A 24627-nucleotide genomic window follows, 5' to 3' on the forward strand; every position below is an offset into this window, starting at 1 on the left:
AAAGCCGATAAATCAAAATATCGGTTAAATAACCGATAAATAATAATATCGGCTAATCAACCGATAAAAACAGATATCGTTTAAAAAGCCGATAATCAATTACTGATAAAACTATAACTTAGTGTAAATGTTTATTACCTATGGCATTAATCCAATTCACTAATAAGGGCATATTTTGTAAACAAGGTAATTTTTACATTGACCCTTGGCGACCGGTTGACAAAGCAATCATCACTCATGGCCATGCAGACCATGCTCGTTGGGGAAATAAATACTACCTATGCCATCATCTTACTAAACCTATATTAACTACCAGATATGGCATTGAAAACGAAATACAGACCTTGGGTTACGGCGAAGAAATTACCATTAACGGTGTTAAAATCAGTTTGCATCCAGCAGGACACGTGATAGGTTCAGCACAAATTAGATTGGAATATAAAGGTGAAATAGTAGTAGTTTCTGGAGATTACAAAACAGAAGACGACGGCATTAGTACAGCTTTTGAGCCGGTTAAGTGCCACACTTTTGTATCAGAAAGCACCTTTGGACTACCCATTTACAAGTGGGAAGCACAACAAACTATCTTCAGTCAAATGGAGCAATGGATAGCAAACAATCATGCTAAAAACAAAACCAGCGTATTAGTGGCGTACAGTTTAGGGAAAGCACAACGCATCATCACAAATCTAAACGCGGACTACCCGATTTTTGTACATCAAACTATACAAAACTTAAACGATGCATTTACTGAAAGTGGTGTAAAACTACCAGAAACCATTAAAATTACCGCCGACATCAAAAAAGATGAGCTGCAAAAAGGAATTGTAATTGTACCACCAGCATTGGCAGATAGTCGTTGGGTTAAAAACTTAGTTAGTCCCGCAACAGGCGTTTGTAGCGGTTGGATGGCAGTAAGGGCAGGACGAAGATGGCGAAGTGCCGACGCCGGATTTGCGCTAAGTGACCATGCTGATTGGGATGGTTTACTCAGTGCAATCAAAGCAACAGAGGCAGAAAAAGTGATGGTAACTCATGGTAGCACAGCCATTTTTAGTCGGTACTTAAATGAAATTGGCATTAGCGCCGAAGAAGTGAAAACGCAGTATGGAGACGAAGAAGAAGCTGAAGAGCAAATAGAAGAAGAACAAAAAACCGAAGCTTAGCTATGAAACGTTTTGCACAATTGATACAGGAATTAGAGCTGAGCAATAAAACCAACGATAAAATAGAAGCATTGGTGAATTATTTTAACGAAGCTAACCCTTTAGATAAACCGTATGTAATTGCCATGTTCACTGGCAAAAGGCCTAAGCGACCAATCACCACTACATTTATAAAACAATGGGCAATTGAACTTAGTGGTATTCCAGAATGGCTTTTTACAGAAAGCTACCACAGTGTTGGTGACTTAAGTGAAACCATAGCATTGGTATTGCCTCCTGCAAAACACACCATTGAAAAACCTTTACATCAATGGATAAGCGAATTGGCAAATTTGCAAAATCAAACTGAGGAGCAAAAAAAATCCTATATCATCACTGCGTGGGACAGCTTAACTACACAAGAGCGATTCATCTTCAACAAACTAATTTCTGGAAATTTCAGAATTGGTGTTTCCAATAAAATGCTCGTTAATGCTATAGCAAAACAAAGCAGCACCGATACCAATAAAATAATGCATAGTATTATGGGCAAATGGCAGCCCAATCAAATCACTTATGAAGAGCTTACCTCTGGAAGTCACGTTAACACAGACAATTCCTGGCCCTATCCCTTCTGTTTAGCTTATGCATTAGATAACGAACCTTCGCAACTTGGAGAAACTAGCCAATGGCAGGCCGAGTGGAAATGGGATGGAATAAGAGGACAAATTGTGAAACGTAACGGCGAGCTATTCATATGGAGCCGTGGCGAAGAATTGGTGACGGAGCAATTTCCAGAATTACATTTCCTAAAAGATGAACTACCTGATGGTACCGTGCTAGATGGAGAAATATTGGCGGTAAAAGATGGAATGGTACTACCTTTTAGCACCTTACAACAAAGGCTTAACAGAAAAACCATTAACAAAAGCCAGTTAAATGCCGCACCCATAGGATTTTATACTTACGATATACTCGAGCACCAAACGAAAGATATTAGAACTCAACCTCTAGCTAAAAGACGTGCATTGTTAGAAAATTTGATAGGTTCACTAGAAACAAAACAAATTGTAGTATTATCACCAACAATCAGTTTCAATCACTGGGATGAATTAGCGGAAATTAGAGAAACAGCAAGAGATATCAATAGCGAAGGTATTATGCTAAAACATATGGATTCGATATTTCATGCTGGAAGAAAACGTGGCGATTGGTGGAAATGGAAAATCAATCCCTACACTGTTGACACGGTGATGATTTACGCTCAGAAAGGCAGCGGCAGACGAGCCAATTTTTATACTGATTATACTTTTGCTGTAAGAGACGGCGACAAGCTGATTACCATAGCAAAAGCATATTCTGGTTTAACAGATAAAGAAATTAAGGAAGTAAATAGCTTCGTAAATAAGAATGCCATTGAAAAATTTGGTCCGGTACGTACCGTAAAACCAGAATTAGTTTTTGAGATTGCTTTTGAAGGCATTGCCGAAAGTAAAAGACACAAAGCTGGTTTAGCGCTACGCTTTCCACGTATAGCTCGTTGGCGAAAAGATAAAAAAGCTGATGAGATTAATACTTTAGATGATTTAAGGCAGCTTTTAAATGCCAATACCAATAGCTAATAATATAAAAAAATCCCGATAACTATCGGGATTTCGTTTTAATATTCATCTTCATTAAAGAAGAAATCGTCTTTGGTTGGATAATCTGGCCAAATTTCTTCAATAGTTTCATAAGGCTCACCATCATCTTCCAAAGCTTGTAGGTTTTCAATTACTTCTACTGGTGCTCCTGAACGAATGGCGTAGTCAATTAATTCATCTTTAGTTGCAGGCCATGGAGCGTCTTCCAAATGCGATGCTAATTCTAAGGTCCAATACATATCTTAATTATTATTAATTCGTCAATTACTATTTCCGCAAAACATGTGAAAAAAAACGAGCATTACAAATATTTTTTTCAACTATTTTGTCTAGGCAGCCAAATGTTTTCCACAACACCTGCATCATGCCCCAATTTGCGACCTAAAGTGAACAAATAATCGCTCAATCTGTTTAAATAAATGGTAACCTTTGTGTCAACGAAACTATTTTCCGCCAACGCAACCGTTAGCCGCTCTGCCCTTCTACAAACACACCTAGCTATATGACAATAAGATACTGTTGTACTTCCACCGGGTAAAACAAAGTGTTTTAATTCAGGTAAAACTTCATTCATCGCATCTATCTCTGCTTCTAGCAAAGAGATATCGCTTTCCAATAAATCTGGAATTTTCATTTTAGACTTTTCTGGATCAGCTGCCAATGAGGCTCCTACGGTAAACAACCTATCTTGAATTTCCTTTAAAAGCAGTTTAACTTCAGCGGTAATATCTTGTGCGGCAATTAAGCCGATGTACGAATTTAGTTCATCGACAGTGCCATAACTTTCTATACGAATATGGTTTTTAGGCACGCGGGTGCCTCCAATAAGTGAAGTTTGACCTTTATCTCCGGTTTTGGTATAAATTTTCATGCAGGGAAAGTTATACGTTTAAGTAATAAGTTTTACGTTTAGGATGTAAAATTAGAAAATTCTACTACGTAAAAACTTAAAATGTACAGTCCACAACTAAACAATACTCTCGAAATCGTTGCCACTCTCTCGTATAGCTTTTAAGCGTGGCGAAACTGACTTTACATCCTCGTTAACATAGTCCTTTTCTACCAACCCGTCACGCATTCGCACAATTCTGTGGGCATGTTGTGCAATATCTTCCTCGTGTGTTACCAAAATAATGGTGTTGCCCTTACTGTGAATTTCCTCAAGCAAGCCCATAATTTCGATGGAGGTTTTGGTATCAAGGTTACCCGTAGGCTCATCGGCCAATATAATAGATGGGTTGTTAATCAAAGCTCTGGCAACTGCAACCCTCTGACGCTGACCACCCGAAAGTTCGTTAGGTTTGTGCGTTACCCTATTCCCTAACCCTACGCTTTCTAGTGCTTTTTGGGCACGAGCATCACGCTCCTTTTTACCAGCACCTGCATAAATTAAGGGTAAAGCAACATTATCTAAGGAAGTTGATCTAGGCAATAAATTGAACGTTTGGAAAACGAAACCAATTTCCTTGTTACGTACTTCGGCGAGCTGGTTGTCGCTCATATGGCTAACATTGGTTCCATTAAGAATATAATCACCTTTAGTTGGTGTATCCAAACAGCCTAAAATATTCATCAAGGTGGATTTTCCAGAACCCGAAGGGCCCATCAACGCCACAAACTCACCTTCATTAATGGTTAAACTCACAGATTTTAATGCGTGTATAACCTCAGTGCCAATTACGTACTTTCGGCCAATATCTTTAATGGTGATGAGTTCTTTCTGCATTGCTTTTTTTTGTTTTTAGACGATTATCTGCAACACAATGTTACAATTGATTTACGATTTTAGATTTACGAGGTACGATTTGATTCATTAAATCCCAATTTATTAAATACGTAAGCCGTTAACTGATACCTTACAATTGATACCTAATGCCTGACAACTGGAAACTATTTTTCGATGATCTTAGGAACCATGAAAAAACTTTCATTGTGTACAGCAGCATTTTTTAAGCCATCAGCAACGCTAATTTCGTTTACTGCAACGTCTTCCCGCCAAACATTGGTTTCTTCGTTCATGTACACTAGCGGTGCTACACCTTTAGTATCTAGCTCGTTTAGCTTTTCCATAAAAGTGAGGATCTTGTTCATCTCCTGAGTCAAGTCGTCTACCTCGTTCTCCTTAATTTCAATTCGAGCTAAATCGGCTACTTTATAAACTGTATTTTTATCAATTATCATTTTCTCTATTATCCTAAGTTGTAAAATTACACTAAACCTACTATTGAAAACTAATAGGAAACACCTAAATCTACAATTTGCTTTTAATTATATTGAAAACTTCGTTCCTTAAAACCTCGTCATTTTCAGGTGCTAAGATACTGGTTAAAATTGGTTGATGTACCTTAACGTTAATAATACCTGGCCGGGTACCGTACTTCATCCCGTCATCCCACATCACTTTCCATGCATTGGTTACACTTACCGGAACAATTGGGATATTTTTTTCAATGGCTAATCGGAACGGTCCACTCTTGAAATCATGCAAAATTGGAGGATAAGCATCATCTATTTTTCCCTCAGGGAAGATAATTAAGCTCATTCCACTTTCTAAATTGTCCGCGGCTTTTTTAAATGCCCTAAACGATGATATTTTACTCTCTCTGGAGACTGCGATATCAATTGTTTTAAAAAATATACCAAGCAAAGGGTTTTTCATCAATTCTTCTTTCCCCATAAAATGATACCTGCCTTTGGCTAAGATACAAAAGATGATGATATCGAGATTGGAGGTGTGATTTGCACAGAAAATATAGGTTTGTTTAGGATCAAGCTTCTCTGTAAAATCAAATTTAATAAAGATACCGGAAAGTGCCGCTGCAGTAAACGAATGGATGGTTCTAAACTTATTAAGTATGCCATAATAACGTGGATGCCTGGTAAACCAGTAGTAAAACGGCCAAAACAACACAAAAAACAGAAATAGGCAAAATAGGCACCATGCCCAATGCAGCTTGCGGAGCAATTTAATCATCAATACCAAAAATACAATTTTGGCTTAATAGCGTTACGTTTTTTTAAAAATCGTTCACATAAGTTTAAACAGCGGATTTTAACACGTTTACTAAAGGAATTTCTTACAACGCTGCGATCGTATTGGGCGGCAATTGTCAAAAGCTTATAATTTACCATTACAAGTATCAACATTCTTCTCTCTTGTCAGTTTTTTCACTAATTTCGGCCACTATGAAAGAAACAGTTGTTAGCGGGATAAGATCCACTGGAAAATTACATTTGGGCAACTATTATGGTGCTGTAAAGAACTTCATCAAAATGCAGGAAGAATATAACTGCTATTTTTTCATTGCTGATTGGCATTCGTTAACAACACATCCTACTCCAGAAAACCTACACGGCAACATCAAAAATGTGGTGGTAGATTACCTTGCTTGCGGTTTAGACCCTGAAAAAAGTACGATTTACGTACAATCAGATGTTCCAGAAATCATTGAATTGTACCTTTACCTAAATATGAATGCTTATTTGGGCGAATTAGAAAGAGCAACTTCATTTAAAGATAAAGTGAGGTCAAGCCCGGATAACGTAAACGCTGGCCTATTGACTTACCCTGTTTTAATGGCGGCTGATATCCTCATCCATAAAGCCACAAAAGTTCCCGTTGGAAAAGACCAGGAGCAGCATTTGGAAATGGCACGTACTTTCGGAAACCGATTTAATCGTTTATATAACCAAGAGTATTTTCCTGAACCTTACGCATTTAGCTATACAGATAAATTAGTAAAAGTACCAGGTTTAGATGGCAAAGGAAAAATGGGCAAATCAGAAGGCGACGCCAACTGCATTTATCTTTCAGATACGCCTGAAGCTATTCGTAAAAAAGTGTCTAGGGCAGTTACTGATGGCGGACCAACGGAAGAAAACCAACAAAAACCGGAAGCGATTCAGAATTTGTTTGATTTGATGAAAATTGTTTCAACAGAAGATACTTTAGCGCATTTTGATGGTTTGTACAATAAAATGGCAATACGCTACGGTGATTTCAAAAAACAATTAGCTGAGGATATGGTAATTGCTACTGAGCCAATGAGAGAACGTATCAATGATATCGCAAACGACAGTGCATATCTACAAAAAGTAGTACGCCTTGGAGCTGAAAAAGCTAGAGAAAGTGCTCAACGCACTATTAAAGAAGTTCGCGAACTAATAGGTTTTAAAAGTTTTTAATTTCGTAGTATTGTGTATTGCGGTTTGCGTAATGAGATAAAACGCCAATCGCAATACGCAATACTTTATACTCAATACTAAAATATGCATATAGCAATTGTAGGCAACATAGGTGCTGGAAAAACAACTTTAACTGGCTTATTGGCCAAAAACTACGGATGGGAAGCCCTATATGAAGCGGTAGATAACAATCCTTATCTAGAGGATTTTTATAGCGATATGAAACGCTGGAGCTTTAACCTACAAATTTACTTTTTGAACAGTCGGTTTCAGCAGATAGTAGATATTGAAAATAAGAAACGTAACGTAATACAAGATCGTACGATTTATGAAGATGCGCACATTTTTGCAGATAATTTGCACGAAATGGGTCTGATGACTAGTCGTGATCACGATAATTACCGAGCGATATTTGATAACATCACTTCATTTATCAAGCCACCAGATTTGCTAGTGTACCTAAGGGCATCAGTACCAACTTTGGTAAATAATATCCAGCGCCGTGGCAGAGAATATGAAGCGAGTATCAGAATCGATTACCTATCTAAATTGAATGAAAAATATGAAGCTTGGATAAAAAACTACAAGCTAGGTAAGTTGCTGATTTTGGATAAGGATAAGCTTGATTTCACCAATAATCCAGAAGACCTGGGAGCGGTGATCCAATCTATAGAAGCAGAAATCAACGGATTATTTTAATTGATGAGTAAGGACTTTCAGCACGGTAATCCAGACAACTGGAAATGGGGTATCTTCTATTACAATAGACAAGATCATCGGTTAATTGTGCCTAAACGCATCCCAGTAATGGGTTGGACTTTTAACTTTGCCCATCCCGCTGGTTATATTTTTTTAGCATTGGTCGCATTGCTCATCATTTTTCAACTCATCTCATCATCATGAAAATTATAGGTATTATTCCGGCCCGTTATGCCTCTACCCGTTTCCCTGGGAAACCTTTAGTTGATATTTACGGCAAAACCATGATCCAACGGGTTTATGAGCAATCCATTAAAACCAAAGGACTGGCGGAAGTAGTTGTGGCAACTGATGATGAGCGTATTGCGGAAGAAGTGACCAACTTTGGTGGTAAATATGTAATGACCTCCCCTGCTCACCAAAGCGGAACCGACCGTTGTGCCGAAGTTGCTGCCCAATTACCTGAATACGATATCATTATTAATATTCAAGGTGATGAACCATATATCAGTCCAGAACAAATTGAACTTTTAAGCACTTGCTTCACAGATAAAGAAACGCAATTAGCTACGTTGATCAAAGAAATCAGTACCGAAGAGGAGCTTTTTAATGTCAATATTCCAAAGGTAACCATCAACAGTCGACAAGAAGCGCTGTATTTCAGTAGGCAGACTATTCCTTTCATTCGCAGTGCCGAAAAACAGGAATGGATCAACAAACATCAGTTTTATAAGCATATTGGCATTTATGGCTATCGAAGAGATGTACTGTTGGCCATTACAAAACTACAACCTTCATCTTTAGAAATGGCAGAAAGCTTGGAACAATTACGCTGGTTGGAAAACGGCTTTACCATCAAAACCAAAGTAACCCAACTAGAAACTATTGCTATTGATACGCCAGAAGATTTGAAGAAAATTTCTAAATAATAGCTATATTGAATTTCAAAAAGCTACTCTCGTGAAGAAAAAAATTACCCTTTTAGTTTTAATTATTGGCTTCGTTTATGCCTGTAAGTCTCCAAAATCAAAAGAAGTAAACCCTGAAGATTTGGTTAAGACTGCTACTTATGCCTTCTCCGACACTACAAAACTAGATACCTTTAAAGTAGCCATTATTGGAAAACAGCTTAACGAAATGAAATTGGTATTTACCATTAGCTCGTTTAATGGAACTGAACTTTACAAACAAGAAGTTAGCGCAAATGAGCTACTTAAAAATTACTTAGCTAGCGCCGAAATGAAGGACGACGAAGATAAAGTCAACTTTCTAAAGGAGGAAGTCAGCTATTTTTTCGACGAAAAGCATTTTTTAGAGCCTGCAGTTATGGAAAATGATAATCCGGACAAAAATGTACCTGACGTTGCTTTTTATAACGAACTAAAAAAATCCAATTTAAACGGCTTTGAATATCGATTTAGTAAAGACAAGAGTTATTACATTGCTTGGTCGGCTAAAGAGCAAAAAGTAAAGGTTTATTATAAATGCTGCTGAGTTAATTTTAGCAAAAATACTACAAATATTAGCTTTTTACTGCGTAAATTTACAGCGTGAAAATATCGTTTAGAGGAGAAGAATTAATTTTAGATAAGGAACGAGCACTGTATTTGCCAAACGAAAAATTGTTAGCCATTAGCGATTTACATTTAGGAAAAGCGGCACATTTTCGTAAATCCGGATTGGCAATCCCCAACGCAGTTTCAAAAAATGATTTAGATCGGTTATCAGCACTGCTGCACCAATACCAACCTAAAATACTGCTGATTAATGGCGATATGTTCCATAGCGATCATAATTCGGAAATTGATGAATTTATAGCTTGGAGGCAGCAATTTAGCAGTATCGAATTCATTTTGGTGAAGGGAAACCACGACAAGCAACATGATGATATTTATGCTGATTCAAAGGTGACGGTAAAAGATCCTACCTACCAAACCAATAACTTCTGTTTCATTCACGACGCTTTCAAGTGCGACTCCCCACTGTACTCCATAGGCGGGCATATCCATCCGGGCGTAAGGATGTACAACAAAGCCAAGCAGAGCATTAAACTTCCTTGCTTCTACTTCGGAAATGAATACGCTATCCTTCCTGCATTCAGCACTTTTACTGGATTACAATTGGTGCAAGCTAGGGAAAATGATGCTATTTATGCGGTAACGCCTTCTAAAATTGTAGAAATTTAAAAAATATTCGTCGGCACAACTTACTAATTTACAAGGAAGTAAACTCAAAAAACCACCAAAATTCAATGTTTGGTTAACATTTTTTTAATCAAAGTTTGCAGAATCGCTCAGAGTTTGTACTTTTGTCCCCGGAAAGTTGGCAGAGTGGTCGAATGCGGCGGTCTTGAAAACCGTTGTCTGTCACAGGACCGGGGGTTCGAATCCCTCACTTTCCGCGGAAATAAACAAAGCAAGCCCTTATTTAGTTAATGGGCTTTTTTTGTGCCTTTTTGTTTCCTTTAGGGTATCACAAAGCAAGGGCAATTTTATCAATGGCAAAGAAGAAAATTAGGTTAGTTACTATCGCACTTACATTTTTTGTACAGTTGTTCTTTTTAGCTGCCATTTTCTTTGAAAAACTACAAAACAGCTACACTCCCATTATCATTATTCTACTGAGCGTACTGATTCTCATATCTTACTTTAAGGCACCTATACATCACCGAACCAATTTACATGAGCATATTCTTATTGTGATTTGGATACCCGCAGGTGCTTTAATTTGCTACTATCTGAATCATTATTTAAGCTTGGGTCCTGTAATGGCAGCTGGTTTGGTTGGCACTGCAGCCTCATTTATACCATCTATAAATACAAGATCTACTTATCTAAAGCAGTTACCTGCCACATTTTATTGCGGTGCTTTCATTGGGATGACAAGCTTAAACATTGCATCATCCATTTATTTCGTGTTAGCGGCTTCATTTTTTGCGGGCGTACTGCTGTTAGTCTCCAAAAGCTTATTCAACGGACTTGGGGGCAAGCTGGGCACTATCGCATTCACCGCCGTTACCATTACATCGTTTATATTTTTTCTGCTATTTAAATGATAAACTCATTGGTTTACATATTTACCGCAATTTTAGCAGCCATGCTGACTTTCTACGTTAACCACAGCCTTAAACAAGGTGCTGTAAGATCTTCCGCATTGTTAGCGCTAATTGTTGCATTGCTGTTTCATTACTTTCCCGATATTTTATCAGCTACGCTTACAAGAAATATTCCCGTGGTTTTTATAGGCGGCTCTTTCATCGGAATGGCATCCAAGAAAATAGTAAACAGTTATTTCAAACTAGCGATTTCAGGATTTGTGTTTGCCATCATCTATTTAAACACCAGTAGCTTTTTTAACGGATACGGCGGCGCTTTAGGAGCTTCTGCCGGAATATCACTGTTATCAGTACTTAGCCTTCCTTTTTTTAGCCCAAAACAACATCTTACCAATGGAATTTTGCAGCTTCGAAAAATCATCGTTAACAAAAGAAATTGAACTCTTTAACATTAGTGCAAGCGGAAAGTATTTCACAAACCCGAAGCTTGGTAGAACGTTAAGACAGCATCAAATTTGGCAGAAACAATACCAAATAAAGGCAATTCTTAGATGGAAAATACGGTAAATGTTAGTAAATTAGCAACATGTTTTACGCCAATAAAAAAACTACGGTAACTGCTAATCAAGCGCAGCAATCCGCTAAGATTTTAGCCAACGTAAAATCATTGCTTGAAAAAAAGCTCATCGATATTAAACACAATTCCATTTTCCTTTTTCCAAAACTTTGGAAAGATGAGCCCGCGGCCATCAATTGGATGAAATGTCTTCAAATTTATTGCATCCTCAAAAGGCAGTTCAAAGAAAAAGATACGTTGAATTTCTATGATATCACGAGTAATAGAGCAATTGGTATAATCGCCAATAAAAAAGCAAAATTGATAGATTTCGAATTTAAACACCAAGAATAATAATCATATAAGATGAGCACTACAAACACCACCTATAACTTTGGAATGATCGGTTTAGGCACCATGGGCAGAAACCTACTGCTTAACATGGCAGATCACGGATTTTCAGTAACTGGACACGACAAAAGTGAAAAGATGTTGCAATTATTGGAAGAAGAAGGTAAAGCACACAACCTTAAAGGTTTTGCAAAGGTGGAAGATTTTGTTGCCAGCTTGACTTCGCCAAAAACTATTATTCTATTGGTGCCGGCCGGAAAAATTGTTGATGATGTAATTAATGAAATTACACCTCTTTTGAACGAGGGTGATATTATTATTGATAGTGGAAATTCGTATTATGCCGATACAACAAGAAGATCAAAAGAATTAGCTGAAAAAGGTTTTCGTTTCTTCGGGATGGGAATTTCGGGCGGCGAAGAAGGTGCTAGATTTGGACCGAGCTTAATGCCTGGTGGCGAAAAAACGGCTTATCCAGTAATTAAAGATGTACTTGAAGCTGTTGCTGCGAAAGTAAATGGGGAGCCTTGTGTTGCATATATTGGTCCTGGAGCTTCAGGGCACTTCGTAAAAATGACACACAATGGTATCGAGTACGCTATAATGCAACTACTAGCTGAAACTTATGACATCCTTAAAAATGGCTTAGGTTATAACAATACGCAAATACAACAAGTGTTTGAAAAATGGAACAACGGTCGTTTGAAATCATTTTTAATGGAAATTACTAAAGATGTATTTTTATTTAAAGATGAGAAGACTGGTAATTTATTGGTAGATGAAATCAAAGATCAAGCGAAATCAAAAGGTACTGGAAAATGGACTTCGCAAATTGCAATGGACGTTGAGGTGCCATTAAATACCATTGACGCGTCTGTTGCTGTTAGAAATTTATCCAAATTAAAAGAGCTTAGGGTAGAATTAGAAAGTGCATTTGGAAAAGCCAACAGCATTGAAAATGCCGGTGATTTTGAAGCGCAGCTAGAGGAAGCGTTTTTCTTCTCAATGGTATCTGCTTACGCTCAAGGCATGCACTTGCTTTGGAAAGCCTCTAAAGAATACAACTACGATTTAAACATGGCTGAAATTGCTAAAATTTGGAGAGGTGGATGTATCATTCGTGCCGAGTTTTTACAAGATATGTACGAGGCTTATCAAAAGAATCCAAATTTGGAGCACTTATACCAAGATGCTGCCATTCAACAAAAAATTCGAGCTGGTTTAAAGCATACACGTAGCGTAATTGCAGCTTCAATTACGGCAGGAATAGCTGTTCCATGTTATGCAGCGGCGATTACTTATTTCGATACGCTAAAAACAGGCAGAATGCCATCTAACTTAACTCAGGCACAGCGTGATTATTTTGGAGCACACACTTTCGAGCGCATCGATAGTGAAGGTGTATTTCATGCAGAATGGAATAAATTAAGTTAAAATTCACAAGTAAAAATGAACTAGCTGCAGATGTGCAATGATTTTTTTGAAAATTGATAATCTGTCCATCTGCTGCAAAAAATAGGAGCAAAAGTTTTATCGTTTACATTCAGGTAATCAAAGAGATGTTTTGGTTTTCTTTATGTTTTCGTGGTAACAAAAAAAGCAATGAAAAAAGCAAGTAAACTTAACCCCACTATATTTGTAATATTTGGCGGTACTGGCGATTTAAACAAAAGAAAACTGGCGCCGGCGCTGTACAATTTATACACTGAAGGTTATATGCCTTCAAAATTCGCCATTATCGGCACTGGTCGTACGGCATTCACCGACGATAAATACCAAAAAGAAATGCTTCATAGCATCAATGAATTTTCTAGAAGTGGAAAGGTGAAGAAAGACAAATGGGATGTGTTTAGTAAAAATATCCACTACTGCCCTATTGATGTTAAAGTTCAGCAAACATTCGAAAATTTAAAGAACGAAATTGAGCGATATGAAAGTGATTTCGGCGAAAAAACACAAGTAATTTTCTATTTGGCTGTAGCTCCCAATTTGTTTCCATTAATTGCCGAGTGCTTACATAAATATAAATTAACAGGCAATGAAGAAAATTGCCGTATCGTAATTGAGAAACCTTTTGGTCACGATTTAGAAAGTGCGAAGGAACTGAATTTATTACTTAGCGGCATCTTTACAGAGAAGCAAATTTACCGTATCGACCATTATTTGGGTAAAGAAACGGTGCAAAACATGATGGCTTTCCGCTTTGCCAACTCATTATTTGAACCACTTTGGAACCGTACCTATATCGAACATATCCAAATCTCGGTTACAGAGCAACTTGGCGTTGGTGATAGAGGCGGTTACTACGAAGGTGCTGGTGCGCTTAGGGACATGATTCAGAACCATTTGCTACAGTTATTGTGTTTGGTAGGTATGGAAGCTCCAATTTCTTTTAATGCTGATGAAATTAGGGACAGAAAAGTAGAAGTTTTGCGAGCTGTTCGTCCGTTTAAACCGGAAGAAATTAGCGGACATGCAGTGAGAGGTCAGTACAGCAAAGGATGGGTTGAGGGCAAAGAAGTACCGGGCTACCGTTCAGAGCATGGAGTTGATCCACACTCTAATACCGAAACCTTTGCTGCAGTTAAATTTTTCATCGATAACTGGCGTTGGCAAGGTATTCCATTCTATTTAAGAACTGGCAAAAGGATGAACCAAACTTCATCTATTATCACCATTCAGTTTAAAGATGTACCACACCATATTTTTTCAAACAATGTGGCTGAAACTTGGCAGCAAAACCGTTTGATTATCAGCATTCAGCCCGAAATGAGCATTAGATTACAGGTGCAATCTAAACGCCCTGGATTGGACATGGTACTTAACCCGGTGGATATGGTGTTTGACTACAAAGGTACTTACGAAAATGATAGCCCCGAAGCCTACGAAACTTTATTGCTTGACGCGATGACTGGCGACCAAACTTTATTTATGCGTGGTGATCAAGTGGAAGCTGCTTGGGAGTTAGTAATGCCAATTATCCATACTTGGGAGAATAAAAAATCTTTAAGTTTCCCTAATTATGCAGCTGATAGCTGGGGGCCGGAAGAAGCAGAAGCCTTGATAGCTAGAGATGGCTACCACTGGTTTACTTTACCAATTAAAGATTAAAGAAGTTAAAGGTTAAGAGTTATGAGTTGAAAGTCTGGAATTCAGTCTCAATACTCATATCTCAATACTCATATCTAAGAATAAATGAAGCTAAACATATTTAAAAATCAGGAAGAATTAAATGAGCAATTAGCGCAATACACGATTGCCGTTGCTAAAGAAGCTATCGAACAAAAAGGCCGTTTTGATTTCGTTTTAACTGGTGGAAGTTCACCTAAAGGCTTATATCAACTGCTTTCTACAACCTATAAAGATCAAATTGATTGGGATAAAACTTATTTCTTTTTCGGAGATGAGAGAACAGTTTTACCTTTCGAAAAAGACTACAATGGCTTAATGGCTAAAGAAAGTTTCTTCGATAACTTATCGCTGAAAGATGGACATGTTTTTTATGTAGATACCAATTTATCGCCAGAAGAAGCGGCAGCCGACTATAAGTCAAAGCTGGATGAGCATTTTCAAAATCAGCCTATAGTTTTCGATTTAATTTTATTAGGCATGGGCGATGACGCACATACGGCTTCTATTTTTCCTTATACCGATTTAGTACAGCAAACAGAGGCTACGGTTGCAAGTGTTTGGGTTGAAAAACTCAATACCAACCGAGTAAGTTTGACAGCGCCTTTAATTAACCAAGCAAAACATATCGCGTTTATTACTTTCGGAGAAAACAAAGCGGAAGCTTTGAAGCATGTTTTAGGTGATCAGAGAGATGTAGCGCAATATCCTTCGCAATTAATTGAGCCTAAAACCGGAGATTTGCAGTGGTTTATAGACGAAGCTGCTGCGAGTTTATTGAGCTAAAATACGATATAAAAAAAGTCCCGAGTTTTTAATTCGGGACTTTTATGTAGGATCTGAACTAGATTTGAAAGTTACTTTAAAAAACCTTTTGCCTTTTCTATAGCATTAGCAAGTCCAGCAACGTCTTTTCCACCCGCAGTAGCGTAAAAAGGCTGTCCGCCTCCGCCGCCTTGAATTTCTTTAGCCAGCTCTCTAACAATTTGTCCCGCATTAAGACCTTTAGCCTTCACCAATTCTTCATCAACCGCAACGGTAAGCTGTGGTTTTCCGTCTATCACAGCACCTAACACTAAGAATAAGTTTTGTACTGAGCCTTTAACAGCGTAAGCTAATGTTTTAACTGCATCAGCAGTAGGAAGCTCAACAATTGTAGCGATAAAGTTAACGCCGTCAATGGTTTGCAATTGCTTTTCTAAATCAGCTCTTAAGGCCACCGCTTTTTCTGTTACACTTTTCTCGATCTCTTTCTTAAGTGCACTATTGTCATCAATGATTTTATTTAACGCCGATACGACATCCTTAGGATTGTTGAGCAAATGATTCAGCTGTTTTACTAAATCAAAGTTCGCTCTAATCACGCTAGCCGATTTTCGACCAGTAATTGCTTCTATCCTACGCACACCTGCGGCAACAGCACTTTCGGCTGTAATTTTAAAGAAACCGATTTGGCCAGTAGCTTTTACGTGGGTTCCGCCGCATAATTCTTTGGAGAAATGATCATCAAACGTGATCACCCGAACAAAATCACCATATTTTTCACCAAACAACGCAGTTACGCCACTGTCAATTGCTTCTTGATAAGGCACATTGCGTTGTTCCTTTAATAAGATGTTTTCTCTGATTTTAGCGTTTACGATATCTTCAATTTGATTCAACTCTTCATCAGAAACTTTGGAGAAATGCGAAAAATCGAACCTTAAATTGTCAGCATTAACCAAGCTACCTTTTTGATTTACGTGATGACCTAAAACCTGCTTTAATGCAGCATGCAACAAGTGCGTTGCAGAGTGATTATTTTCTGTTTCCTTGCGTTTATCTTCATCAATTACTGCCCAAAACTTACCTTCTAAGTCGGCAGGCAAAGTATCGGCAAAGTGTACAATCAGTCCATTTTCCTTTTTTGTGTCGGTAATTTCAACCCAGAACTGGCGACTGTGATCTTCTAATCTACCGGTATCCCCCACCTGACCGCCACTTTCAGCATAAAAAGGCGTTTGCGATAAAACAATTTGATATTGCTCCTTGCCTTTGGCTGTTACTTTACGGTACTTTAATATCTCTGTTTCGCACTCCGTTAAATCATAACCTACAAATTCACTTTCTCTATCTTCATTTACTAGTACCCAATCGCCAGTATCAATTGCAGTTGCGGCACGCGAACGATTTTTTTGTTCTTCCAAAGCCTTTTTGAAACCTTCCATGTCAACAGACAAACCTTTTTCACGGGCCATCAAATCGGTTAAATCTATAGGAAAACCAAAAGTATCATATAATTCAAAAGCGAAATTGCCGTCAATCACCTTACCGCCATCATACTTCTCAAAACGCTGAATACCGGTCGCCAAAGTTCTTAGAAATGAAACTTCCTCTTCCAAAACCACCTTCTGAACAAAATCCTTTTGATGATAAAGTTCATCGAAAACACCTTTAAATTGCTCGGCCAACACTGGGACAAGTTGGTTTAAAAATGGTTCTTTTAAGTTAAGAAAAGTGTAAGCATACCTCACCGCTCTTCTTAAAATACGACGAATTACGTAACCCGCTTTGTTATTTGAAGGCAACTGACCATCGGCAATTACAAACGATATTGCACGAATATGATCAGCCATTACACGCATAGCGATATCCGTTTGCTCCTCTTTCCCATAAACGATGCCAGATTTTTCAGAAATAAACTGAATTAAAGGCTGGAAAACGTCTGTATCATAGTTGGAAGCTTTGCCTTGTAAAACGCGTACTAAACGTTCAAAGCCCATTCCTGTATCTACATGTTTAGCTGGAAGTGGTTTCAATGAACCGTCTTTTAAACGGTTGAATTGCATAAATACATTGTTCCAAATTTCAATCACCTGCGGATGATCGGCATTCACTAAGGATTTACCTTTGCCATCGGCACGTTCTTCCGCACTGCGGCAATCCACATGAATTTCGGAACAAGGGCCACAAGGACCAGTATCGCCCATTTCCCAGAAATTATCTTTTTTATTACCTAAAACAATGCGTTCTTCTGGCACAAACTGCTTCCAAATATCGTAAGCTTCTTGATCCTTCGGTAAACCTTCCTTTTCGTCACCTTCAAATACCGAAACGTACAATTGATCTTTAGGGATTTGATAAACTTCGGTCAGAAGTTCCCAACTCCAAGTAATGGCTTCTTTTTTAAAATAGTCGCCAAAACTCCAATTGCCCAACATTTCAAACATCGTGTGGTGGTAAGTATCTATTCCTACCTCTTCCAAATCGTTGTGCTTTCCAGAAACACGCAAGCAACGTTGTGTGTCTACCACTCGAGGATACTTTATTGTAGCTTCACCCAAAAACAAATCTTTAAATTGATTCATTCCTGCATTGGTAAACATCAAAGTAGGATCGTTTTTAACTACGATTGGCGCCGAAGCAACAATTTGATGTCCTTTGCTTTTGAAGAATTCTAAAAAGGTCTGTCTTATTTCTTTTGCTGTCATTTGATATAGGTTTTAGGTTTTAGGTTAGTTAACAAGTTTTAACCTTATTATCTTAACCAAAACCCCTTAGTGTTCTTTGTGTCTTAGTGGTAATAATTTATGCGCAACAAAATTATAATTTTCTTGTGGTTTTCTGCTAAAATCGGTTTACATTTGAACACTTTAAGTAAAACTCATAATTATTTAATAATCAGCGTAAAAATGCCTTACAAAGAGAGAGATATTAATAAAATGTATTATACAATGGGCGAAGTAACCGAAATGTTTGGCGTAAATGCTTCGCAAATTAGATTTTATGAAAAGGAGTTTGAGGTACTTAAACCAAAAAAAAATAAAAAAGGGAACAGACTATTTACTCCTGAAGATATCGAAAATCTTAAGATAATTTTTCACTTGGTTGACGATAAAGGCTTCACTTTAAAAGGAGCTAAAGAACATATGAAAAGTAACAGTGGCGAAGTAAAAGAAAATCAAAAAATCATCGACTCTTTGGAGCGTTTAAAAAGCTTCTTACTTAAATTGAACGAAGAGATATAATTACCATTACGACTATCGATCAAGCTTTTCTAGCTAAAACTAAATTGCATCATTATCATATTATTTGCTAAATTGCCCTTACCAAACAGCCTATGCGCAAATTTTTACTATTTATTACGATTTTCCTTTTAGCAAGTTACAGTTACGCTCAGTATAATCAAGGTGCAAGACTTACCGGTATGGGCAAGGCTAGTGCGGCCGTAAACGATGTTTGGAGTTTAAATGCAAATCCTGCGGGAATTACGGAACAAAAAGCTCCCACTGCTGCGTTAAATTATGCCCGCTATTTATTTGGCGAAGAACTAAGTGAACAGAGCTTCGCATTTGTGCTGCCATTTAATACCAATTTTGCAGGCATAAGTATCAACAGATACGGCATTAACGAGTTTAATGAGATTAAAGCAGGCTTTGCGCTAGCGAAAAAATTCGGAGAACAATTATCTATTGCCGTTAAAGCTAACTTACATCAAATCAAGATAACGAATTATGGTAATGCTACTGCTTTCTCGGTAGATGCAGGTGTAAATTATGTTCTGAGTAAACAAATTGGTTTAGGTTTGTATGTCAACAACCCTTCATCACAAAGTTATAAGGCATCGAATGTAGCTACCTACATACCAACAGCAATTCACTTGGGCGCTACTTATATGCCCACCAATAAGTTAATTTTAGCGACTACGGTCACCAAAGATTTTGAACAAAAATTCGACGTAAATATTGGCGTAGACTATAAATTTTACGAAATGTTAAGTTTACGTGGCGGCATAAGTGCAAAACCTTTCAAACAATATGTTGGCATAGGTTTAAATTATCAAAAATTAATTATGGATATAGCGGTAGAAAGTCACCCGCAAATTGGTTACACTCCTCAAATTGGTTTGTCGTATGCGTTTTAAGCTATTAGTATTACTAGGACTTGTACTTATTGGTTTTGCAGCAAAAGCACAAACACAAGAAGATCAACTAATTAAAGACTTGATTGAAAGTATTGCTGAAAACCTGCCAGAGGATTACGACTTGTCGGAGCTGCAAGATCGTTTGACTTACTATCGAAAAAACCCAATTAATTTAAATAATACGAATGCTGAAGAATTAAAAACCTTAGTTTTTTTATCACCGCTTCAAATTAGTAACCTATTTGAGCATATTCGTAAAAATGGAAAACTGATTGACGTACTGGAACTTCAAAGTATTCCTGAATTTGATTTGCAAACTATTCAACGACTTCTACCCTTTGTTACTCTCGAACAAGGTTCAGTACGCGATCAAATTACCGGAAGGAATTTATTAAAGTACGGCAACAACGATTTAATTGTACGTTACGGCCGTGTAATAGAAAAATCTAAGGGCTATACCGATTTACCGGGGAGCAGGTATCTAGGAACACCTGATAGATACTTATTCCGCTACAGGTACACCTATAGCAACCGCGTTTCAGCTTCCTTAGTATTTGAAAAAGATGCTGGTGAATATTTTTACAACGGACCGAAACAGCGTCCTTTTGATTTCCTATCCGGGCATGTTGCTATATTAAATACTGGTAGATTAAAAAAATTCGTCATTGGCGACTATTCCATGCAATTTGGGCAGGCTTTAACACTGTGGTCTGGTTTCGCTTTCGGTAAATCGCCTGACATTACCGCTGTAGCCAAACGTGATGTTGGCTTACGGCCTTACACATCTGCTAATGAATTTGCCTTTTTACGCGGTGTAGCTGCCACGGTAAACGTAGCTAAGAATATTGATTTTTCGCCATTTGTTTCCCATCGTAAACTGGATGCTTCTGTAAGCACCAATGCTAATGGCGAACAAACGGTAACTACAATCAACGAAACTGGATTACATCGTACGCAATCCGAAATAAATAACAAAAACAGCACGGAACAGATTGTTTACGGAGGTGTGCTGCAATACAGAACCACCTCATTAAGCATCGGTGCGATCGCTTACCATACCTCTTATAATAGAACTTTTGTTCCGGGCTCGTCATTATATCAAAGTTTCAACTTTGCTGGTACAGATCTTACAAACGTTGGCGCCCATTACAGTTATACTTATCGCAACTTTTACTTTTTTGGAGAATTTGGTAAAGCTTTAGATGCTGGTTTAGCCTATGTCAACGGTGCAATGGTGAGCCTTTCTCCTACCGTATCGGCTGTTGTATTACATAGGAACTATCAAAAGAATTACCATAACTTTTTTAATCAAGCTACAGCTGAAGCAAGCGAAGCCATTAACGAAAGAGGTTTCTATGCTGGCTTGAATATCAATCCGAATAAAAAATGGAGCATTCAGTTTTACGGTGATTACTTCAAGTTTCCATGGTTGAGGTTCAGGGTTGATGCGCCATCCGACGGTTACGAGTTTTTAGGCCAAGTTAACTATACGCCAACTAAAACTTTCAGAGCCACGTTAAGGTTTAAAACAGAGGTAAAACAGCAGAATACCGCTTTAACAGTACCTTATAACTACCTTGACCAAGTAAAACGTGAAAACTATCGTGCTGAAGTGAAATGGGCGATTAGTAAATCTTTCGGTTTCCAAAACAGAGTTGAGATAGTGCAGTTCAAAAAAGGTGATGCTAATGCGGAATTTGGTTATTTAGCTTATCAGGATGTCAACTATAACCCGTTGTCGTCAAGGCTTAGTGCCAACGTCAGGGTAGCATATTTCAATACAGCATCATATGATAGTAGAATTTATGCCTACGAAGATGACGTGCTTTATAATTTCACCTTTGGATTGTATAACGGAAAGGGATTACGTGGCTACGCTAATTTAAAATATCGTTTAGCAAAACGATTAGACGTTTGGGGAAGATATGCACTTTATAATTATGATAATGTTGAAACGGTTGGTTCAGGCTTAGATGAAATTGGTGGACGTATGAAATCAGAAATGAGAGTACAATTGAGATATCAATTTTAGTAACCTATTCGAATCGTTAATTTGAAACTTAAAAATTGATGTAAATGTTTTGACGTTTAGATCGGAAATAGTATTTGCAAGGATTATAATGCCTTTCATGTTCGGCATCATCTTAGCTTACTATTTTCAAGACACACAACTTTTACGAATATCTATCTACATCCTCGCCTTCCTACTTTTAATTGCAGGAACAGTCAACTTATATTACAAAAAGCTCAGCGCATGGAAATATAAAATATCCTTAACGTGCTTTTACTATAGCTTATTTGCTGTTGCTGGCATTTTTATTTGTCTCCATAATTCTCATCAACTTCAACCTGATTACTTCGCCAATAAAAAGTTTAACCATCTCAGCATCTGGATCAGTAGTGAACCACAAATTAGCGGAGATATTGTTAGGTTTGAAACTGAAGTAACAAAAGGCTACTCAAACTATACGGCAGCCAGCTGTTCAGGCAAGTTATTAATTGCGTTAAAGGTAGATAGCGTGCGGCCCATCCATTTGAAATATGGAGATGAGTTTTTGATTTCGGCGAAGTACCTACCCGTTGAGCCACCATATAATCCTGGAGAATTTGATTTTAAACAATGGTTGGCAAGCAAAAACATTTACCATCAAACTTTTATTAGGCAAACTCAATTAGTCAAAACTGCTGAAAATAAGGGCAATCCAGTAAAAGCATTTGCATTGAAATTGAGGCAACAGCAAGTAAATATCTATCGTAAATTGATTAAAGACGATGAAGCCTTTGCCGTAGCCTCAACTTTGATATTGGGTTATCGTGCAGATTTAAGCAAAGAAACACTTGCAGCTTACAGCAAAACTGGTACTATTCATGCACTTTCGGTGTCGGGGATGCATGTAGGGATCATCTATATTGCACTTAACTTTTTACTGGGATTTTTAGATAGAAGGAAAGCTACACAACTTTTTAAAGTGGTGCTGATTTGTGTGCTGATTTGGGGCTATTCCTTGCTTACAGGGTTTTCGCCCTCGGTACTTCGCTCGGCAATTATGTTAACGGTATTCATTTTATCGAAACAGCTCAACAGAAGTAGTAACAGTTATAACGTAGTTGCATTTACTGCATTCTGTTTACTGGCATACCAACCCTTTCTAATTTGGGATGTAGGCTTTCAACTTTCTTTCTTGGCCGTTATTGGACTAATTTACTATCAACCTAAAATTAAAAAGTGGCTATACTTCAAAAATAAATGGGTTAATAAATTATGGGAAACTACCGCTATGGGCTTAGCTGCGCAATTGGCTACATTACCATTAAGCATTTACTACTTCCATCAGTTTCCTGTGTATTTTATAATTAGCAATTTGTTCATATTGATCCCCATCACATTGATGATGTATTTAGGCATCGCCATTTTGCTATTAAAACTTCATTTCCTAGCTCCAATATTTGAATACCTTATTAACTTTACCAATAAAGGGTTAAAGTGGATTGCAAACCTCCCCTATGCCGGCATTACCGAAATATGGATCAACCGATGGGAATTAATCTTGTTAGCGTTATTTCTTCTGACGGTAAGTATTGGCTTAAGCAGGTATAAAAGAAAAGTATTTTTACTGAGCGTAATAATTCTAATCATTTTTCAAGGTGGTGTTACCTATAGAAAAATTAACTTTATGCGTCAGGAAAAGTTGATCTTCTTCAGTCTTAGAAAAAACTACGCCGCTGCATTTATTAAAGGAAGTCAATGTGTTTTGATAACTGATTTAATGCTAAAAGATCGAAACTTTGAGTTCTTTGTAAAGCCCGCTTTAGATGAGCTGGAAATTAAACAAATCACATTGGTTAAATGGGAACAAGACTTTCAAAACGATGAACTCCGTAAAAGTCAACACCAAATTCGTTATAAAGGAAAATCTATTCTTTTGATGGATGATAGTTTCAATTATAAAAAAATCATAACACCATCAAAGTTCGATTGGGTTTGGATACATCACAATCCTAAATACAAATTAACAGACCTAGCCAAGGAAATTAACTTTTCTGGTATACTAATTGATGCTACTAACAAAGATTATATCATTTCAGAGTTGTCAAAGCAAGCTATTCTGTTAAATTTGCCATCGCATACTTTTAAAAAACAACAGGCATTACACTTGAAATTATAATTACATGGAAAATTCACTCGTTTTATATCAAGTTGAGAAAAGAATTGCCTACCTGACGTTAAACCGAGCTGAAAAACGCAATGCGTTCAATCCAGATTTGGTAAAGCAACTTACCGAAGCTTTGCTCAAAGCACAAGATGATGAAAAGGCTAAAGTAATAGTATTGAGAGCAAAAGGCGACGTATTTAGCGCTGGAGCGGATTTAGCGTACATGCAGCAACTGCAGCACTTCTCCTACGAGGAAAATGTTGCCGATTCCAATAACTTAAAAACTCTCTTTGAAACCATAAGGACACTTTCTAAAGTGGTAATTGCCCAAGTGGAAGGACATGCCATTGCGGGCGGTTGCGGCTTAGCAACCATTTGTGATATTATTTTTGCCGTACCTGAAGCTAAATTTGGCTATACTGAGGTTAAACTTGGTTTCGTACCCGCCATTGTAAGTTGTTATTTGGTACAAAAAGTTGGCGAAACCTTGGCTAAAAAGCTGTTGCTCAGCGGCGACCTATTTACTGCTGAAGAAGCACTAAAATATAATTTAATCACCTATGTAACAAAGACAGAAGATATCTGTCAAAACGTTGAAAATTTTGCATTAGATTTGTGCAACAATGCCTCGGGTAATTCGTTAATGCTTACCAAACAACTCATTAACCAAACTACAAAAACATGGCTTGGAGAATGTTTAACAAATGCGGTTGACATTAACGCAAAAACGAGAGAAAGTAATGATTTTAAACGCGGAATTGGCGCTTTCCTTGCAAAAGAAAAAATTAATTGGTAACTAAACTTTAA

General features: G+C 37.6%; 25 protein-coding genes and 1 tRNA gene. 20 read left to right on the top strand and 6 right to left on the bottom strand.

What is annotated here, in order from left to right:
* Positions 1–140 precede the first annotated feature (140 nt).
* Positions 141–1166: a ligase-associated DNA damage response exonuclease gene (locus ACY2A0_RS18405; protein WP_461790842.1), complete on the top strand. Its 1026-nt coding sequence runs from the start codon at positions 141–143 to the stop codon at positions 1164–1166.
* Positions 1167–1168: 2 nt separating this feature from the next.
* Positions 1169–2767, top strand: coding sequence for an ATP-dependent DNA ligase (locus tag ACY2A0_RS18410; protein WP_461790843.1), 1599 nt, complete (start codon positions 1169–1171; stop codon positions 2765–2767).
* A gap of 38 nt (positions 2768–2805) precedes the next feature.
* Here ACY2A0_RS18410 and ACY2A0_RS18415 read toward each other — a convergent pair whose 3' ends face one another.
* The 5 genes from ACY2A0_RS18415 to ACY2A0_RS18435 all read right to left on the bottom strand — a co-directional run bounded on the left by ACY2A0_RS18415 (position 2806) and on the right by ACY2A0_RS18435 (position 5762).
* Complete coding sequence (locus ACY2A0_RS18415) at positions 2806–3027, bottom strand: DUF2795 domain-containing protein (protein ID WP_097129232.1); 222 nt, start codon at positions 3025–3027, stop codon at positions 2806–2808.
* A 77-nt stretch (positions 3028–3104) separates the two neighbouring features.
* Positions 3105–3659, bottom strand: coding sequence for a cob(I)yrinic acid a,c-diamide adenosyltransferase (locus tag ACY2A0_RS18420; protein WP_461790844.1), 555 nt, complete (start codon positions 3657–3659; stop codon positions 3105–3107).
* A gap of 96 nt (positions 3660–3755) precedes the next feature.
* Positions 3756–4514, bottom strand: a complete 759-nt coding sequence (locus ACY2A0_RS18425; RefSeq protein WP_461790845.1) for an ABC transporter ATP-binding protein — start codon at positions 4512–4514, stop codon at positions 3756–3758.
* Positions 4515–4678: 164 nt separating this feature from the next.
* On the bottom strand, positions 4679–4969 hold the full coding sequence (gene gatC, locus ACY2A0_RS18430) for an Asp-tRNA(Asn)/Glu-tRNA(Gln) amidotransferase subunit GatC (RefSeq protein WP_461790846.1): 291 nt from the start codon (positions 4967–4969) through the stop codon (positions 4679–4681).
* Between the two features lie 70 nt (positions 4970–5039).
* Positions 5040–5762, bottom strand: a complete 723-nt coding sequence (locus tag ACY2A0_RS18435) for a lysophospholipid acyltransferase family protein (protein ID WP_461790847.1) — start codon at positions 5760–5762, stop codon at positions 5040–5042.
* Between the two features lie 212 nt (positions 5763–5974).
* On the opposite strand from ACY2A0_RS18435, the gene trpS reads away from it, so the two are divergent.
* From trpS to pgl, 13 genes are all read left to right on the top strand, one after another.
* Positions 5975–6973: a tryptophan--tRNA ligase gene (trpS, locus tag ACY2A0_RS18440; RefSeq protein WP_461790848.1), complete on the top strand. Its 999-nt coding sequence runs from the start codon at positions 5975–5977 to the stop codon at positions 6971–6973.
* Between the two features lie 84 nt (positions 6974–7057).
* Positions 7058–7672, top strand: a complete 615-nt coding sequence (locus ACY2A0_RS18445) for a deoxynucleoside kinase (RefSeq protein ID WP_427528975.1) — start codon at positions 7058–7060, stop codon at positions 7670–7672.
* Positions 7673–7675: 3 nt separating this feature from the next.
* Positions 7676–7876 carry a DUF5808 domain-containing protein gene (locus tag ACY2A0_RS18450; RefSeq protein WP_461790849.1) on the top strand — a complete coding sequence of 67 codons (201 nt, stop codon included), beginning with the start codon at positions 7676–7678 and terminating at the stop codon, positions 7874–7876.
* Positions 7873–8601 (top strand): 3-deoxy-manno-octulosonate cytidylyltransferase, encoded by a 729-nt coding sequence (gene kdsB, locus ACY2A0_RS18455; RefSeq protein WP_461790850.1) that lies wholly within the window; start codon positions 7873–7875, stop codon positions 8599–8601. The genes ACY2A0_RS18450 and kdsB overlap by 4 nt, the downstream gene beginning before the upstream one ends.
* Positions 8602–8632: 31 nt before the next feature.
* Positions 8633–9166 carry a hypothetical protein gene (locus ACY2A0_RS18460; RefSeq protein ID WP_461790851.1) on the top strand — a complete coding sequence of 178 codons (534 nt, stop codon included), beginning with the start codon at positions 8633–8635 and terminating at the stop codon, positions 9164–9166.
* A 56-nt stretch (positions 9167–9222) separates the two neighbouring features.
* The gene (gene pdeM / locus ACY2A0_RS18465) at positions 9223–9858 is read left to right on the top strand and encodes a ligase-associated DNA damage response endonuclease PdeM (protein WP_461790852.1); all 636 of its coding nucleotides are present in this window, start codon (positions 9223–9225) and stop codon (positions 9856–9858) included.
* Positions 9859–9988: 130 nt separating this feature from the next.
* Positions 9989–10073: transfer RNA gene (locus ACY2A0_RS18470), tRNA-Ser, on the top strand.
* Positions 10074–10169: 96 nt separating this feature from the next.
* Positions 10170–10727 carry a hypothetical protein gene (locus ACY2A0_RS18475; protein ID WP_461790853.1) on the top strand — a complete coding sequence of 186 codons (558 nt, stop codon included), beginning with the start codon at positions 10170–10172 and terminating at the stop codon, positions 10725–10727.
* 8 nt (positions 10728–10735) lie between these two features.
* Positions 10736–11167, top strand: a complete 432-nt coding sequence (locus ACY2A0_RS18480) for a hypothetical protein (RefSeq protein WP_461791731.1) — start codon at positions 10736–10738, stop codon at positions 11165–11167.
* Positions 11168–11313: 146 nt separating this feature from the next.
* On the top strand, positions 11314–11637 hold the full coding sequence (locus ACY2A0_RS18485; protein ID WP_461790855.1) for a hypothetical protein: 324 nt from the start codon (positions 11314–11316) through the stop codon (positions 11635–11637).
* 12 nt (positions 11638–11649) lie between these two features.
* Positions 11650–13068: an NADP-dependent phosphogluconate dehydrogenase gene (gene gndA / locus ACY2A0_RS18490; RefSeq protein WP_461790856.1), complete on the top strand. Its 1419-nt coding sequence runs from the start codon at positions 11650–11652 to the stop codon at positions 13066–13068.
* 168 nt (positions 13069–13236) lie between these two features.
* The gene (zwf, locus tag ACY2A0_RS18495) at positions 13237–14745 is read left to right on the top strand and encodes a glucose-6-phosphate dehydrogenase (protein ID WP_461790857.1); all 1509 of its coding nucleotides are present in this window, start codon (positions 13237–13239) and stop codon (positions 14743–14745) included.
* 84 nt (positions 14746–14829) lie between these two features.
* A complete protein-coding gene (pgl, locus tag ACY2A0_RS18500; RefSeq protein ID WP_461790858.1) occupies positions 14830–15549 on the top strand; it encodes a 6-phosphogluconolactonase in 720 nt (239 codons plus the stop codon).
* Positions 15550–15620: 71 nt separating this feature from the next.
* On the opposite strand, the gene alaS is transcribed toward pgl, so the two are convergent.
* A complete protein-coding gene (gene alaS, locus ACY2A0_RS18505; RefSeq protein ID WP_461791732.1) occupies positions 15621–18233 on the bottom strand; it encodes an alanine--tRNA ligase in 2613 nt (870 codons plus the stop codon).
* A gap of 201 nt (positions 18234–18434) precedes the next feature.
* On the opposite strand from alaS, the gene ACY2A0_RS18510 reads away from it, so the two are divergent.
* The 5 genes from ACY2A0_RS18510 to ACY2A0_RS18530 all read left to right on the top strand — a co-directional run bounded on the left by ACY2A0_RS18510 (position 18435) and on the right by ACY2A0_RS18530 (position 24616).
* Positions 18435–18770, top strand: coding sequence for a MerR family transcriptional regulator (locus ACY2A0_RS18510; RefSeq protein WP_461790860.1), 336 nt, complete (start codon positions 18435–18437; stop codon positions 18768–18770).
* 92 nt (positions 18771–18862) lie between these two features.
* Complete coding sequence (locus ACY2A0_RS18515) at positions 18863–19666, top strand: PorV/PorQ family protein (RefSeq protein ID WP_461791733.1); 804 nt, start codon at positions 18863–18865, stop codon at positions 19664–19666.
* Positions 19656–21698 carry a helix-hairpin-helix domain-containing protein gene (locus ACY2A0_RS18520; protein ID WP_461790862.1) on the top strand — a complete coding sequence of 681 codons (2043 nt, stop codon included), beginning with the start codon at positions 19656–19658 and terminating at the stop codon, positions 21696–21698. Before ACY2A0_RS18515 ends, ACY2A0_RS18520 begins: the two co-directional genes overlap by 11 nt.
* 97 nt (positions 21699–21795) lie before the next feature.
* Positions 21796–23832 carry a ComEC/Rec2 family competence protein gene (locus tag ACY2A0_RS18525; protein ID WP_461790863.1) on the top strand — a complete coding sequence of 679 codons (2037 nt, stop codon included), beginning with the start codon at positions 21796–21798 and terminating at the stop codon, positions 23830–23832.
* 4 nt (positions 23833–23836) lie between these two features.
* Positions 23837–24616, top strand: a complete 780-nt coding sequence (locus ACY2A0_RS18530; RefSeq protein ID WP_461790864.1) for an enoyl-CoA hydratase/isomerase family protein — start codon at positions 23837–23839, stop codon at positions 24614–24616.
* Positions 24617–24627: the final 11 nt, after the last annotated feature.

Source organism: Pedobacter sp., assembly GCF_965249885.1.
In the GTDB taxonomy this organism is placed as follows: domain Bacteria; phylum Bacteroidota; class Bacteroidia; order Sphingobacteriales; family Sphingobacteriaceae; genus Pedobacter.

What these genes read in the sequence shown, in the direction of transcription:
- ACY2A0_RS18405 (WP_461790842.1), top strand. Translation starts at nt 141, where the DNA reads ATGGCATTAATCCAATTCACTAATAAGGGCATATTTTGTAAACAAGGT.
- ACY2A0_RS18410 (WP_461790843.1), top strand. Translation starts at nt 1,169, where the DNA reads ATGAAACGTTTTGCACAATTGATACAGGAATTAGAGCTGAGCAATAAA.
- ACY2A0_RS18415 (WP_097129232.1), bottom strand. Translation starts at nt 3,027, where the DNA reads ATGTATTGGACCTTAGAATTAGCATCGCATTTGGAAGACGCTCCATGG.
- ACY2A0_RS18420 (WP_461790844.1), bottom strand. Translation starts at nt 3,659, where the DNA reads ATGAAAATTTATACCAAAACCGGAGATAAAGGTCAAACTTCACTTATT.
- ACY2A0_RS18425 (WP_461790845.1), bottom strand. Translation starts at nt 4,514, where the DNA reads ATGCAGAAAGAACTCATCACCATTAAAGATATTGGCCGAAAGTACGTA.
- gatC (WP_461790846.1), bottom strand. Translation starts at nt 4,969, where the DNA reads ATGATAATTGATAAAAATACAGTTTATAAAGTAGCCGATTTAGCTCGA.
- ACY2A0_RS18435 (WP_461790847.1), bottom strand. Translation starts at nt 5,762, where the DNA reads ATGATTAAATTGCTCCGCAAGCTGCATTGGGCATGGTGCCTATTTTGC.
- trpS (WP_461790848.1), top strand. Translation starts at nt 5,975, where the DNA reads ATGAAAGAAACAGTTGTTAGCGGGATAAGATCCACTGGAAAATTACAT.
- ACY2A0_RS18445 (WP_427528975.1), top strand. Translation starts at nt 7,058, where the DNA reads ATGCATATAGCAATTGTAGGCAACATAGGTGCTGGAAAAACAACTTTA.
- ACY2A0_RS18450 (WP_461790849.1), top strand. Translation starts at nt 7,676, where the DNA reads ATGAGTAAGGACTTTCAGCACGGTAATCCAGACAACTGGAAATGGGGT.
- kdsB (WP_461790850.1), top strand. Translation starts at nt 7,873, where the DNA reads ATGAAAATTATAGGTATTATTCCGGCCCGTTATGCCTCTACCCGTTTC.
- ACY2A0_RS18475 (WP_461790853.1), top strand. Translation starts at nt 10,170, where the DNA reads ATGGCAAAGAAGAAAATTAGGTTAGTTACTATCGCACTTACATTTTTT.
- ACY2A0_RS18485 (WP_461790855.1), top strand. Translation starts at nt 11,314, where the DNA reads ATGTTTTACGCCAATAAAAAAACTACGGTAACTGCTAATCAAGCGCAG.
- gndA (WP_461790856.1), top strand. Translation starts at nt 11,650, where the DNA reads ATGAGCACTACAAACACCACCTATAACTTTGGAATGATCGGTTTAGGC.
- zwf (WP_461790857.1), top strand. Translation starts at nt 13,237, where the DNA reads ATGAAAAAAGCAAGTAAACTTAACCCCACTATATTTGTAATATTTGGC.
- pgl (WP_461790858.1), top strand. Translation starts at nt 14,830, where the DNA reads ATGAAGCTAAACATATTTAAAAATCAGGAAGAATTAAATGAGCAATTA.
- alaS (WP_461791732.1), bottom strand. Translation starts at nt 18,233, where the DNA reads ATGACAGCAAAAGAAATAAGACAGACCTTTTTAGAATTCTTCAAAAGC.
- ACY2A0_RS18510 (WP_461790860.1), top strand. Translation starts at nt 18,435, where the DNA reads ATGCCTTACAAAGAGAGAGATATTAATAAAATGTATTATACAATGGGC.
- ACY2A0_RS18515 (WP_461791733.1), top strand. Translation starts at nt 18,863, where the DNA reads ATGCGCAAATTTTTACTATTTATTACGATTTTCCTTTTAGCAAGTTAC.
- ACY2A0_RS18520 (WP_461790862.1), top strand. Translation starts at nt 19,656, where the DNA reads ATGCGTTTTAAGCTATTAGTATTACTAGGACTTGTACTTATTGGTTTT.
- ACY2A0_RS18525 (WP_461790863.1), top strand. Translation starts at nt 21,796, where the DNA reads ATGTTCGGCATCATCTTAGCTTACTATTTTCAAGACACACAACTTTTA.
- ACY2A0_RS18530 (WP_461790864.1), top strand. Translation starts at nt 23,837, where the DNA reads ATGGAAAATTCACTCGTTTTATATCAAGTTGAGAAAAGAATTGCCTAC.